This window comes from Paraburkholderia sp. CI3 (assembly GCF_050436505.1).
Classification (GTDB): domain Bacteria; phylum Pseudomonadota; class Gammaproteobacteria; order Burkholderiales; family Burkholderiaceae; genus Paraburkholderia; species Paraburkholderia tuberum.
In genome coordinates this window covers 2,318,074-2,330,699 of record NZ_JBNDMI010000003.1, presented here as the reverse complement: position 1 = coordinate 2,330,699, position 12,626 = coordinate 2,318,074, and the positions used below count along the sequence as shown (strand labels likewise).

Annotated in this window: 11 protein-coding genes; 2 read left to right on the top strand and 9 right to left on the bottom strand. The window is 62.6% G+C overall.

Going from position 1 to position 12,626, the window contains the following annotated elements:
• Positions 1 to 24 precede the first annotated feature (24 nt).
• The 8 genes from OKW29_RS19365 to OKW29_RS19330 all read right to left on the bottom strand — a co-directional run bounded on the left by OKW29_RS19365 (position 25) and on the right by OKW29_RS19330 (position 8,050).
• Entirely contained in the window at positions 25 to 840 is an 816-nt protein-coding gene (locus OKW29_RS19365; protein ID WP_187617213.1) for a 2-oxo acid dehydrogenase subunit E2, read from the bottom strand.
• Positions 841 to 891: 51 nt separating this feature from the next.
• On the bottom strand, positions 892 to 1,122 hold the full coding sequence (locus OKW29_RS19360; protein ID WP_018425497.1) for a biotin/lipoyl-containing protein: 231 nt from the start codon (positions 1,120 to 1,122) through the stop codon (positions 892 to 894).
• 43 nt (positions 1,123 to 1,165) lie between these two features.
• Entirely contained in the window at positions 1,166 to 2,158 is a 993-nt protein-coding gene (locus OKW29_RS19355) for an alpha-ketoacid dehydrogenase subunit beta (RefSeq protein ID WP_429292146.1), read from the bottom strand.
• Positions 2,155 to 3,141, bottom strand: coding sequence for a thiamine pyrophosphate-dependent dehydrogenase E1 component subunit alpha (locus OKW29_RS19350; protein WP_429292145.1), 987 nt, complete (start codon positions 3,139 to 3,141; stop codon positions 2,155 to 2,157). Before OKW29_RS19350 ends, OKW29_RS19355 begins: the two co-directional genes overlap by 4 nt.
• A 16-nt stretch (positions 3,142 to 3,157) precedes the next feature.
• Entirely contained in the window at positions 3,158 to 4,867 is a 1,710-nt protein-coding gene (locus OKW29_RS19345) for an FAD-binding protein (protein ID WP_429292144.1), read from the bottom strand.
• Positions 4,867 to 6,225 (bottom strand): aromatic ring-hydroxylating oxygenase subunit alpha, encoded by a 1,359-nt coding sequence (locus OKW29_RS19340; RefSeq protein ID WP_429292143.1) that lies wholly within the window; start codon positions 6,223 to 6,225, stop codon positions 4,867 to 4,869. Before OKW29_RS19340 ends, OKW29_RS19345 begins: the two co-directional genes overlap by 1 nt.
• A gap of 140 nt (positions 6,226 to 6,365) precedes the next feature.
• Complete coding sequence (locus tag OKW29_RS19335) at positions 6,366 to 7,298, bottom strand: electron transfer flavoprotein subunit alpha/FixB family protein (RefSeq protein WP_429292142.1); 933 nt, start codon at positions 7,296 to 7,298, stop codon at positions 6,366 to 6,368.
• A gap of 2 nt (positions 7,299 to 7,300) precedes the next feature.
• Positions 7,301 to 8,050, bottom strand: coding sequence for an electron transfer flavoprotein subunit beta/FixA family protein (locus OKW29_RS19330; RefSeq protein WP_429292141.1), 750 nt, complete (start codon positions 8,048 to 8,050; stop codon positions 7,301 to 7,303).
• A 137-nt stretch (positions 8,051 to 8,187) separates the two neighbouring features.
• On the opposite strand from OKW29_RS19330, the gene OKW29_RS19325 reads away from it, so the two are divergent.
• Positions 8,188 to 9,198, top strand: coding sequence for a zinc-dependent alcohol dehydrogenase family protein (locus OKW29_RS19325; protein WP_429292140.1), 1,011 nt, complete (start codon positions 8,188 to 8,190; stop codon positions 9,196 to 9,198).
• Positions 9,199 to 9,229: 31 nt separating this feature from the next.
• On the top strand, positions 9,230 to 10,012 hold the full coding sequence (locus OKW29_RS19320) for an SDR family oxidoreductase (protein WP_184064318.1): 783 nt from the start codon (positions 9,230 to 9,232) through the stop codon (positions 10,010 to 10,012).
• A 128-nt stretch (positions 10,013 to 10,140) separates the two neighbouring features.
• Here the strand turns inward: OKW29_RS19320 and OKW29_RS19315 are convergent, their stop codons facing one another.
• Positions 10,141 to 12,624: an efflux RND transporter permease subunit gene (locus OKW29_RS19315; RefSeq protein WP_429292139.1), complete on the bottom strand. Its 2,484-nt coding sequence runs from the start codon at positions 12,622 to 12,624 to the stop codon at positions 10,141 to 10,143.
• Positions 12,625 to 12,626 lie beyond the last annotated feature (2 nt).

The following is a 12,626-nucleotide window of genomic DNA, read 5'->3' as shown; positions in this document are numbered from 1 at the left end:
GTCGTTGTTTTGTCAGATCGACTGTTAGCCAGCGAGCGTCTGCGGATCGGCCAACACGGTTCCAATGAATGCGGCGAACCGCGCCGCGTCGGCTCCGTTGATCACTCGATGGTCGTAGCTGAGCGACAGGGGCAGCATCTTGCGCCAGCTGACGCCGCCGTCGTCCGCCGGCGCGGCTACCAGCCGGGTTTTAGTCACGCCGAGAATCGCCACCTCCGGCGCATTGACGATAGGCGTAAAACCAGTACCGCCAAAGCCGCCGAGCGAACTAATCGAAAAGCAACCGCCCGACATCTCTGCCATCGATAAACCCTTTTCGCGCGCCTTCTGCGAAATTGCTGCAAGTTCCACCGAGAGTTCTTCGACGCTCTTCCGGTCGCAATCGCGCAGCACCGGCACGAGCAATCCGAAGCGCGTGTCCACGGCGACCCCGATGTGGAAGTACTTCTTCAGAACGATGTTTTTGCCGTCACCATCGAGCGACGCGTTGAATTGCGGGAACTCCTGCAAAGCCCGCACCACGGCTTTGATAAGGAAGACGAGCGGCGTCAGCTTAACCGCCGTGCCCGCCTCGTTACGGGCCTTGCGATAACTTTCGAGCGACGTAATATCAGCGTCGTCGTGGTGGGTCACATGTGGGATCGTCAGCCAGTTGCGCGACAGGAAGGCTCCTGTGAGCTTCTGGATGCGCGACACCGGCTTGACTTCCACCTCGCCGAATTCGGCGAAATCGACCTGCGGCCAAGGCGGCAGATTCGCGCCGAAAGCGGGGACTGCAGCCTCGCCGGGGCCGGTATTCACATCGGACTGCGGTCGCGTAGCAACGGATTCGACACTCATCGCGGATGCCTCTTCGAACGACTGTTGGACAGCGTGACGGCCTACGGCCAATCAGACGATTTCCGCCAGCACCGTGCCGACGGGATACACTTCGCCAACCTGGGCAACGATGCGCAGCGTGCCCGACGCGGGCGACTCGACTTCCTGAATCGATTTGTCGCTCTCGAGCGCGTAGAGAATCTGCCCTTCGCTCACGGTTGCGCCGTCGTCCGCCAGCCATTCGGCTAGCGTGCCTTCGTTCATGGAAAAGCCCAGTTTGGGAAGCAGAACTTGTGTGGTCATGACCTTGCTCTATTGATGATGGAATTCCGGGTGTTCGTGCTGGTCATTTCAGCGTCGCGCGAACCGCCGATTCGATTTCGGCCACGCCCGGTACGAACGCGTCTTCGAGCGGCTTGGAGAACGGCACGGGGCAGAATTGCGCGCCTACGCGCTGCACGGGCGCCTTGAGCTCGCGAAAGAGGGCTTCGTAGATACGGGATGCGATTTCCGCACCCACGCCGAACGGTTTGACGGCTTCGTGCACGACAACGGCGCGCCCGGTTTTTGCAACTGAAGTCAGGATAGTTTCGGTATCCAACGGAGAGACGGTGCGCAAATCGATCACTTCGCAGGCGATACCGTCCTTCGCGAGCGCCTCCGCGGCAACCATCACCTCCTGCACGCGGCGGCTGTAACTGATCAACGTGACGTCCGTGCCTGCGCGCACGACGTTGGCCTTTCCAAGTGGGATCGCCACGCCGCGCTCCGGCGCACTGCCCGGATTCCAGTAGGTCGGCATGTTCTCGATGAAAAGGCAAGGGTCGTCATCGCGGATGCAGGACAGCATCAGGCCATACGCATCGGCAGGATTCGACGGTGTGACGACCTTGATGCCGGCAACGTGTGCAAACCAGGCCTCGAGGTAGTCGGCATGCTGGCCACCCGTGCCGAAGCCCGCGCCCGTCATGGTGCGGATGACGATCGGCACATTGGTCTGTCCGCCCGACATGAACCGCAGCTTCGCGGCGTGATTCACGATCATGTCCATCGCGACCGTCGTGAAGTTCATCAGCATGATTTCCGCCACAGGACGCATCCCGACCATCGAAGCGCCGATTGCCGCACCGATGATGGCCTGCTCCGAAATCGGCGTCGAACGCACCCGCGACGTGCCGTATTTCGACGACAGTCCCTTCGTTACGCCGACAATGCCGCCCTCCTGGCCGTCGGCAACGTCTTCACCCAGCACGATTACGTTGGCGTCGGCGGCCATCGCGTCGTCGAGCGCGAAGTTGACCGCCTGGATGGTGTTGATGTTGGTTGGCTGCTGGCTCATGCAAGCACCTCGTCCTTGAAGATGTCGCGCCGAAGCTCCGCGACATCGGGATATTCGCTCGACAGCGTGAATTCGACCGCAGCGTCGATCTGCGCCTCGTGTTCGGCTTCCATCGCAACCAGTTGCTCCTCGGTCGCATGCTTCGCATCGATGAGCCACTGACGGAACAGCGGCACCGGATCCTTCGCGAGCCAGGCGGCCTTTTCGTGCTTGTCCATATAGGCGTCGGGGTCGCCGAACACGTGCCCCTGAAAGCGGAACGTGTTCGCTTCGATCAGCGTCGGGCCGCCGCCGTTGCGCGCGCGTTCGACCGCTTCGTGCGCCGCCTTGTGCATCTGAATCGGATCGTTGCCGTTCACCGTGATGCCCGGCATCTGGTACGCGACGGCACGCTGGGCGATGTTCGGCACGGACGTGCCATACGCGTATTTGGTGTGCTCGGCATAGCCGTTGTTCTGGCAGACGAAAATCACCGGCAACTTCCACACGGACGCCATGTTCAGCGACTCGTGGAAGGCGCCAATGTTTGATGCGCCGTCACCGAAGTAGGCCACGGCCACGCGCGATTCACCACGAATCTGCGCGGCGAGCGCAAGCCCATTTGCGATCGGCATCGAACTGCCGACAATGCCGGTCGTCACCATGACGCCCGACGCGGGATGCGTGACGTGCATCGGGCCGCCCTTGCCTTTGCACGTCCCCGTCACTCGCCCTCCGAGCTCGGCCCAGAGTTCCTTGAGCGGCACACCTTTGGCGATCATGTCGTGGACGCCGCGGTAGATCGTGCAGATGTAGTCGTCGTCGGTGAGACACACCGACATCGCCGACGGAATCACTTCCTGGCCGCGCGGCGAGTAGTACGGCATCACCAGCTTGCCGGCCTTGATAACGGCACGAAAGCGCTCATCGTTCTGCTTGATGAGAGCCATGCGCCTGTAGATGTCGACCAGGACTTCGCTGCTGGGCGGCTGATAGGCATTCATTCGTCACTCTCCTGTGTCACCAGATCTTTTGCGCGCCGCTCGCATGCAGCGCCGCGATGTAACCGAACACGAACGATGCGCCGATGCTGCTGCCGGCGCCCGGATAACACCGGCCAACCACGGATGCCGTGCAGTTGCCGGTGGCGTACAGTCCAGGGATTTGCGAGCCGTCGTCCTTCAGCACACGTCCGAACTCGTCGGTCACGAGACCGCCTGCCGTGCCCACATCCCCTGGATACATGCGCACGGCGTAGAACGGCCCCTCCTCGATCGGCCCGAGATTGGGGTTCGGTTTGATGGTCGGGTCTCCATGACAGCGGTCGAATGCGCGCGAGCCGCGACCGTAATCTTCGTCGACGCCCGTTTCGCAGAAGCCGTTGAAGCGCTTGACGGTCCCGAGCAGCCCAGCACGGTCGATACTGCATTTCGCGGCCAGTTCTTCGAGCGTGTCAGCCTTGATCATGTATCCACTGTCGAGCCACTTCTGCGGAATCTGGCCCGGCATCGCCGTGCCCCACGGGTAGTACTTACGCTGCCGGTTGTCCATGACGACCCATGCGGGAACGGCCTTACCCGTCTGCTTGTGGCGCTGGTACATGCGTTGACCGATTTCCATGTACGCTCCCGCTTCGTCGCAAAAGCGCTCGCCGTCCTGGTCGACCATGATCGAAAACGGCAGCGACAGGTCGAGGTGATGCATGAACGGCAGCGGCGAACCATCCGGCGCGCGTGCACCTTCGGGCAATTCCTCGTTGGGACCGAGCGACGTCACGACCCACCACGCTTCCTCCATGCAGTCCACTGCGCCGCCGAGCGCAATCGCGGCTTGCAGGATTTCACCGGTATCGCCCGGATTCGCATTGGTCCAGTCCGCGGACGACGGCTGCGGCTGGTACCTGCGGCGCATTTCCGCGTTGTGTGAAAAGCCGCCGGTATTCAGCAGGACGCCTTCGCGAGCGCGCACGCGCAACTCGCGGCCGCTGCGTACCGCGACGATGCCGGTCACGCGTCCGTCCTCGACGATGAACTCGCGCACCGGCGTGTCCGTCCAGATCGGCACGTTCGCGCGCAGCGCCATCTGCAGCATGCGCCCTTGAATCGCCGCGCCGTTGGCCACGAGCTCCTTGCCGGTGATCTTCTGATAGAGCATCCGGCCACCCAGTTGCATCGCTTTGCGCTTGCCTCCCCACGTCCGCTTCATCAGAAACAGTTGCGGATACTCGTCCGAGTTGGCCGGCATCGACGGCCCCTTGTAGCGCGACAGACGCGGCGCCCATTCGCCCAGTTCCTTCACGTCGAACAACCTGGCCAGCAGCGACCGGCCACGCGGCTCGCCGCCGGGCAGCGTGTCGTAGTAATCGGACCAGCCGTCCGCGTACACGAACTGCATCCCCTGCTGCTCGAGAAACTCGGCCATCTTCGGGCCGGTGCGCAAGTAAGCCTCGCGTCGCGCGTCAGAAGTCCCCGGGCCTTGATAAGTAACCGCCGCATCGAAGTACTGGCGCGCGCGTTCATAGGAATCGCTGACGCCGTGACGCTTCATCACATGATTGTTCGGAAGCCACCAGACCCCGCCCGAATATCCGGTCGAGCCGCCGACCTTCGCCTGCTTCTCGATGATCAGTGCTTCTTTGCCCACCGACTTGCAGGCAAGCGCCGCACACATCGAACCCCCGCCGCTGCCGACCACCACGAAGTCGTAGGTTGCGTCCCAGTTTGTCGACATCACTCATCCCGCGCGATGAATTCGCGCAGCGCGCGATGGAAGTTCGAAACCGACGATTCCTGCAGCGGATTGGTGCGCAAACCCTTGAAGCCGCGCGACTTCATGCCCTGCTGAACGTTGGTCATGTTCTGAAAGTCTTGCCACAGGATCAGGCCGAAGTTCTCCTGCGCGTTCTCCTTCCAGTCGTCCACGCCGTAATAGAACTCGCGCTTCAACGGCGGCTCCGCCCCAGGCGCGAAGCGCTGCAGCGACCAGATGTCGTAGATGCACGAATCCGGGTTGTCGCCGTCCGGCCGCGCGCGATAGAACAACGCGCCGTCCGGGTACGGCAGGAACACCAGATTCGGAAAGACGTGCCAGTCCGCTCCCGCGCGACCCAGTTGCTCGAAAGAGATCTCGGGCCAGCCCGCACCCTCGGCGATGGCCGCCTCGCGCTGAAATTCCATCGCCTTCCCGAGGACTTCGAACTGGTTACCCGACGGCGACATTTCGGTCATCAGGCGCTTCGCGGCTTCGTAATCGCGCGCGGTATTGATCGCCTTCAGAGTCTCTTCCATTACCCGGAAAAAGTTCACGAGCCCCTGGCGTACGTCTTCCGGCATCGGCTTGCCGGTTCGCGGCGAGGGCGCGCCGATCATCCGCGTCGCCGTCGAATAACCAAACATCCCATGGCAGCCATAGGAGAAACTGCGCGTCACGTCATCGCCGGCGACGTCGAGCAGTTGCGGATGGGTTGCCGATACGTGATAACCCTCGTTGAACGCTTCGAGTGCAACCTTCCAGTTGCACGGCAGACGAATCGACTTGTACCAGCGGTAGCGCATCTTTTCGAACTCGAAGCAGTTGGTGATCTCCGGCACCGGGTCGAGAAATTTCGCGAGCGGCTCTGCATCCGGATCCATATTGATGAACACGAACCCGCCCCACGTATCGACCAGCACGTCCGTGAGACGAAGGTCCCCGTCAGCCATGTCCGGGCAACCTTGCCAATCTTGCCTGTCGAGCACACGCGCAAGACTGCCATCCAGATTCCACTGCCAGCCGTGATAGGCGCAGTGAAATTTCGCGGCCTTGCCACAGCCATTAGTCAGGCGTCGGCCACGGTGCTGGCAGACGTTGAAGAAGGCCTTGATCTGATCTCCCGCGGTTCGCACCACGATGATCGATTCGCCGGCCACGTCGAAGGTCACGAAGTCGCCCACGTTGGGAATCTCTTCCAGACGGCAGGCGACCTGCCAGACTCGCGGCCAGAGGCGCTCGTGCTCGCGCTCGAGAAACTGCTTCGACAGGTAACTGTCCTTCGGGACAAAATCGAGGCGGACAGTGTGCTCACCCGAATCGGGACTGGTGTTACCCATTGTTATCTCCTTCGTCATATGGCCGGCGTAGGCGCCGGTTCCGGCTTTTTATGTGGCGGCCGCGCGGTCGACGGCCATATTGCAACTAGCGGTTCAATTATCTTGAACAGCGTTCTGATCGGTGTCAATCCGGGCGAACGTCAATCGAGCGCCGCGGTCAGTGCCGGCACGGCCTCGAAAAGGTCCGCGCTCAGACCGTAGTCGGCCACCTGAAAGATCGGCGCCTCGCTGTCCTTGTTGATCGCGACGATGACTTTCGAGTCCTTCATACCGGCGAGGTGCTGAATCGCGCCCGAGATACCCACCGCGATATACAACTGAGGCGCGACGATCTTGCCGGTCTGGCCGACCTGATAGTCGTTCGGCACGAAGCCGGCGTCGACCGCGGCGCGCGACGCGCCGACCGCGGCGCCAAGCTTGTCCGCAAGCGCGTCGAGCAGTTTGAAGTTGTCGCCGTTCTGCATGCCTCGGCCGCCCGACACCACGATGTTGGCTGCCGCAAGCTCCGGCCGGCTCGATTTCGTCAGTTCCTGGCCGACGAAACGGGCCTTGTCGAAAACCGCTGCCGATGCGACTGCGCGCGACGGCGCGGCGGCCGAACCGGTAGCGGCCGCATCGAAGGCGGTCGGACGAATCGTGACGACCTTGATTGCGTCGGACGATTGGACCGTGGCGAGGGCATTGCCGGCGTAGATCGGACGCACGAACACATCGGGGGCCTTGAAAGCGATCACGTCGGAAATCTGCGCGCTGTCGAGCAGCGCGGCTACCCGCGGCATGAAGTTCTTGCCCACGGCCGTGGAGGCCGCGATCACGTGCGTATAACCGCTAGCCAGCGAAACGACGAGTGCGGCCAGATTTTCCGGCAGCCCATGCGCGTATTCGGGTGCATCCGCGACGAGCACTTCGGCGACGCCGGCAACGTTCGCGGCCTGCTCTACCACCGCCGACGCGCCGTGGCCTGCGACCAGTACATGAATGTCGCCGCCCGCAGCGCCCGCCGCCGTGATGGCGTTGAGCGTGGCGCGCTTGAGGCTTGCGTTGTCGTGTTCGGCGATAACGAGAATAGTCATGATCAGATCACCTTCGCTTCGTTACGAAGCTTTTCAATCAGCGCTGCAACGTCGGGAACCATCACGCCGCCCTTACGCGCCGGCGGCTCGGTCACTTCGAGAACCTTCAGACGAGGTGCAACGTCGACCCCCAGCGCGTCGGGGCTCAGCGTCTCCAGCGGCTTCTTCTTCGCTTTCATGATGTTGGGCAGCGTCACATAGCGCGGACTGTTCAGACGCAAGTCCGTCGTGACCACCGCCGGCAGATCGAGCGCGACACGTTCGAGTCCGCCATCGATCTCACGCGTGACGAGTAGTTGTTGACCGTCCACTTCCGTCTTGAACGCGAACGTGGCTTGCGGCCAGCCGAGCAACGCGGCGAGCTTCTGGCCGGTTTGTCCCGCGTCGTTGTCGATGGCCTGCTTGCCTAGCAGCACCAGTTGCGGAGTTTCCCGCGCGGCCACGGCGGCCAGCAGCTTGGCGACCGCGAGCGGCTGCAGATCCGCATCGCTTTGCACCAGCACCGCGCGATCAGCCCCCATCGCGAGCGCCGTACGTAGCACCTCCTGCGATTGCGCGGTTCCCGCCGACACCACGACGACTTCACTCGCCACGCCCGCTTCCTTGAGGCGCACCGCCTCCTCCACCGCGATCTCATCGAACGGGTTCATGGCCATTTTCACGTTGGCCAGATCGACGCCCGAACCATCGGACTTCACCCGAGGTTTCACGTTGTAGTCGATCACGCGCTTCACCGCGACCAGTATTTTCAATTTGACGCTCCGAACGCTTTGTTGAACAATGTTCTATATTCTGAACTCATCTTTTTGTAGCTGTCAACGAGAAGAATGAGGAGAACGTCGCTTGTCGCTCAATTCGACGCCCTCGTTCGACACCATGGAGACGACCAATGAAGCTCTATCGATGTGAACGGTTTGAAGGTATTGCGGGTCTGGCACTACGCGAGGAACCCGATCCGGCGCCGCCCGGCGCTCACCAGGTACTGGTGCAGGTCAATGCGAGTTCGTTGAATTTCCGCGAGTTGCTGCTGATCAACGGTGCATATCGCGACTGGATGGCGCCTAACTTCATTCCGGCCTCGGACGGCGCGGGCGTCGTGCTTGCCGTCGGCCCAGGCGTGCGGCGCTTCCGACCCGGCGACCGGGTGATGGCCAATTTCGCGCAGAACTGGCACGGCGGCACCCGCCCGCAACACGCGGATACGCTGGGCCGCGGCGCTATCGTCGAAGGCATGCTGCGCGACAAGGCGGTGCTGAGCGAGGAAGAACTGGTTAGCGTTCCGCATCATCTTTCCGACGAGGAGGCCGCAACGCTGCCTTGCGCCGCGCTCACCGCATGGAACGCGCTGTGCCAGCATGCGCCGCTGCTGCCGGGCCAATCCGTGCTCGTACAGGGCTCTGGCGGGGTATCGCTGTTCGCTCTGCAGCTCGCCCGTCTGTTCGGCGCGCGCGTGATCGCGACTTCGTCGAGCGAAGCGAAGCTCAAACGGCTTGCCGAACTCGGCGCCGACGCCACGATCAACTACCGCGATACGCCGAATTGGGATGACGCCGTGCTGCGCCTGACCGATGGCTTTGGGGTCGATCTGGTCGTCGAGGTGGGCGGCGCCCAAACCTTCGGCAAGTCCATTGCCGCCACTCGCGACAGCGGGCGCATCAGCGTGGTCGGACTGCTGACCGGCGCCCCTTCTCCCGGCGAAGGATTCTTCACGCGCGGACTGTCGATCGCGCCGATCCGCGTCGGCTCCCGTCAGGATTTCGAAGCGATGAACCGCGCGATCGGACTGCACAAGCTCAAGCCCGTCATCGACTCGGTTTATGACTTTGCGCGCGTACCGGATGCGCTGCGGCACCTCGAAAGCCAGCAGCATTTCGGCAAGATCGTCATTCGCCACCGGTAACCAGCCTTCGCATGATCCACGGAGTCAGACTATGAAACTCTTTTCGCTGGAAGGACAGATTGCGCTCGTCACCGGCGCGTCGCGCGGCCTCGGCTTCGCCATGGCTAACGCGCTGGCGGCAGCGGGTGCGACGGTGATACTGTGCGCGCGTTCGCGCGCGAGCCTCGAAACCGCTGCGGAATCGATTCGTCAAGCGGGCGGCGACGTCGATATCGAACCGTTCGACCTCACCGATCAGGGCGCAATCAGAAACGGCGTTCGCAACGTCCTTGCACGCCACGGACGCATCGACGTCCTGCTCAACAATGCCGGCATTTGCGAGTGGAGTGATTTTCTGCAGTCGAACCTCGACATGTGGCAAAGAACGATGGATACCAACGTCACGGCCGCCTACGTGCTCGCGCAGGAAGTTGCGCGCCCGATGATCGAACGCGGACACGGACGCATCATCAACGTCGGGTCTTATGTGTCGGTGCTCGGTCGCGAGAAGCTGCAGGCATACGTGGCCAGCAAGCACGCGATTGCCGGACTGACGAAATCGCTCGGCGCGGAACTGGGCCGACACGGCATTCGTTGCAACGGCATCTGCCCCGGCTACTTTCTCACCGAAATGGCCGAGCCTGTCACGTCCAACCCGCGGATGAAGGAAATCGTGCGCTCGCATATCTCGGTGGGACGCTGGGGGAACCCCGAGGAACTCGGCGGCGTCGCGGTTTTTCTCGCCTCCGAAGCGAGCTCCTACATGAATGGGCAAATGCTGATGGTCGACGGCGGGGTCTCGGAGATCCTGAGCTTCTCGATGTCCGTGGTGTAGCGCAACGAGCGGTTCGCCCCAACGCGCCGCGTGACCTGCAGGCAAACGGGCCCGCTATCTCCACGGATAGCGGGCCAATTCTTTTGTCCTGCCAGGGTGCCGCGCGAAGAGCGGCACCCGTTCCGCGGTCACGACCGCAGCGTTGCCTCACCGCTACAGGCCTCGACCTTCGTGGAACCGGCGGCGCCGCCCTTCGCCACTGCTTTACGCGAAATGCCTTGCAGCAGGAAATGCGACAGCGCCGGAATGAGGATCAGCGCGCCGATCATGTTCCACAGGAACATGAACGTGAGCAGGATGCCCATATCGGCCTGGAACTTGATCGGCGAGAACGCCCACGTGATGACGCCGGCAGCCAACGTCACACCGACCAGCGCCACGACCTTCCCGGTGAACTGCACCGCATGCCGATAGGCTACACGCAGCGGCTGCCCAGCGCGCTGATACGCGAGCTGCACACTCAGCAGATAGAGCGCATAGTCGACGCCGATCCCCACGCCCAGCGCGATCACCGGCAGCGTTGCCACCTTCACGCCGATGCCGAGCTTGACCATCAGCGCCTCGCACAGCACCGACGTGATCCCGAGCGGCACGACCGCCACCACGACCGCGCGCCAGCTGCGGAACGTAATGAAGCACAGCAGGATCACCGCTGCATACACCATCAACAGCATCGTGCGGTTCGCCTTGGCAACAACGACGTTCGTCACCGCGTCGATGCCCGCCGACCCGGCGACCATCAGGAACTGATGATCGGCGTCGCTATGGGTTTTCGCGAATGCCTCTGCAGCCTCCATCACGCGCGACAGCGTCGCCGCTTTGTGATCGGTCAGATAGGCGATGACCGGTGCGGTGCCGCAGGTCTGGCTCAGCAGATCAGGATGATCGAGCAGGATCTGCCACACCGTCTTGTTCACGATCGAAGGCACGCGGTCGATCGTGTACCACTTCGGGTAGCCCTCGTAGAACCCGGACGTCATCCAGCGCGCGAGACCGCCGACCGAGGTGGTGGTCTGCACCCCCGGCACGCCCCGCAGTGCGGTTTCGAGCCGGTCCGCCTCGAGCACCAGCGGGAAGTTGTTGGCGTCGCAGGTGCCGTGCGACGACTTGCCGATCACGACGAACAGGTCGCTCGACAGACCGTAGTGCGCGTTGGTGTACGCGTTGTCGAGGTTATAACGCGACTCCGGCCTGAGTTCCGGCGCGCCCGAATCGAGGTCGCCGATCTGCAGGTGCTGACTGACCGACCAGCCGAACACCGTGAGCGCCGCCGCACAAACGATCGCACCGACAGCCCAGCGGCGCTCGGTGAAGCGATCAAGCAGATTCCACAACGCGCCCGCCGACGAGGTGCCGCGCGCGTCGTTCTGCTCGCCACGCACGCTGCGTCGTGCAGCCGACGGACTCACACCAATGTATGACAGTAGTACCGGCAGCAGCAGCAGGTTGGTGAAGACCAGCACGCCCACGCCAACGCTCGCGGTAAATGCCAGATCCTTGATTACCGGAATGTCGATCACCATCAGCACGGCAAAGCCAACCACGTCCGCGAGCAACGCCGTGAGACCGGCGAGGAAAAGCCGCCGGAACGTGTAGCGCGCCGCCACATAGCGATGCGTGCCACGCCCGATGTCCTGCGTGATCCCGTTCATCTTCTGCGCGCCGTGCGAGACGCCGATCGCGAAAACGAGAAACGGTACGAGCACCGAGTACGGGTCTAGCACATAGCCGAGCGTGCGAATGATGCCGAGCTGCCAGACCACCGCAATCAACGAACACCCCACCACCAGCAGCGTGCTGCGATAGCAGCGCGTATAGAGAAAGATCACGACGAGGGCGATCCCCGCGGCCACGCCGAAGTACATCGCTACCAGCTTGAGTCCGTCGATCAGGTCGCCGATCAGTTTCGCGAAGCCCACCACGTGAACCTGCACCTCGCCGCGGCCCTCCGCTTTGATGACCTCGTCGATCCGGTGCGAGAGCTTCGCGTAGTCGAGCGGCTTGCCGGTATCGGCGTAATGATCGAGCAGCGGCAGCTGGATCATGCTCGAATGCAGATCGTTCGACACGAGGCTGCCCACGATGTTGGCGCGGGCGACGTTGGTGCGCAGCTGTTCGACTGCCTGCGCGGACGCGTCGAAGCCGTCCGGCATCACCGGTCCCCCTGCGAAGCCGCGCTCCGTGACCACGTTCCAGCGCACGATCGGCATCCAGAGCGACTTCACGCCAGGCCGGTCGACGCCCGGAATCAGGAACAACGCGTCGTTGATACGCCGCAGCGCCGCGAGATATTTCGGATCGTAGATGTCACCCGACGGATTCACGACGACGATCCGCAGCGAATTGCCGAGTCCTTTCAGATCCGCCTTGTTGGCGAGGTAGTTTTTGATGTACGGATGCGACAGCGGAATCATCTTCTCGAAGCTCGCATTCACATCGAGCCGCAGCGCCTGAAATCCCAGCACCGCCGTGATGATCGCGCAGATGATGATGAGCCACGGACGCCGGTTGAAGATCAACCGCTCGAGCGCGTTACCCGAGCGCGTATCGAAGCTGGCAAGATCCGCCACCACGGGCATCTTGTCGAATTGGGCATTGTTGCCGCCAGCCATGT

Bases quoted from the DNA above. Each gene is read 5' to 3' on its own strand.
- OKW29_RS19335 (WP_429292142.1), bottom strand. From the start codon at position 7,298: ATGACTATTCTCGTTATCGCCGAACACGACAACGCAAGCCTCAAGCGC.
- OKW29_RS19325 (WP_429292140.1), top strand. From the start codon at position 8,188: ATGAAGCTCTATCGATGTGAACGGTTTGAAGGTATTGCGGGTCTGGCA.
- OKW29_RS19360 (WP_018425497.1), bottom strand. From the start codon at position 1,122: ATGACCACACAAGTTCTGCTTCCCAAACTGGGCTTTTCCATGAACGAA.
- OKW29_RS19340 (WP_429292143.1), bottom strand. From the start codon at position 6,225: ATGGGTAACACCAGTCCCGATTCGGGTGAGCACACTGTCCGCCTCGAT.
- OKW29_RS19355 (WP_429292146.1), bottom strand. From the start codon at position 2,158: ATGAGCCAGCAGCCAACCAACATCAACACCATCCAGGCGGTCAACTTC.
- OKW29_RS19350 (WP_429292145.1), bottom strand. From the start codon at position 3,141: ATGAATGCCTATCAGCCGCCCAGCAGCGAAGTCCTGGTCGACATCTAC.
- OKW29_RS19315 (WP_429292139.1), bottom strand. From the start codon at position 12,624: ATGGCTGGCGGCAACAATGCCCAATTCGACAAGATGCCCGTGGTGGCG.
- OKW29_RS19365 (WP_187617213.1), bottom strand. From the start codon at position 840: ATGAGTGTCGAATCCGTTGCTACGCGACCGCAGTCCGATGTGAATACC.
- OKW29_RS19345 (WP_429292144.1), bottom strand. From the start codon at position 4,867: ATGTCGACAAACTGGGACGCAACCTACGACTTCGTGGTGGTCGGCAGC.
- OKW29_RS19320 (WP_184064318.1), top strand. From the start codon at position 9,230: ATGAAACTCTTTTCGCTGGAAGGACAGATTGCGCTCGTCACCGGCGCG.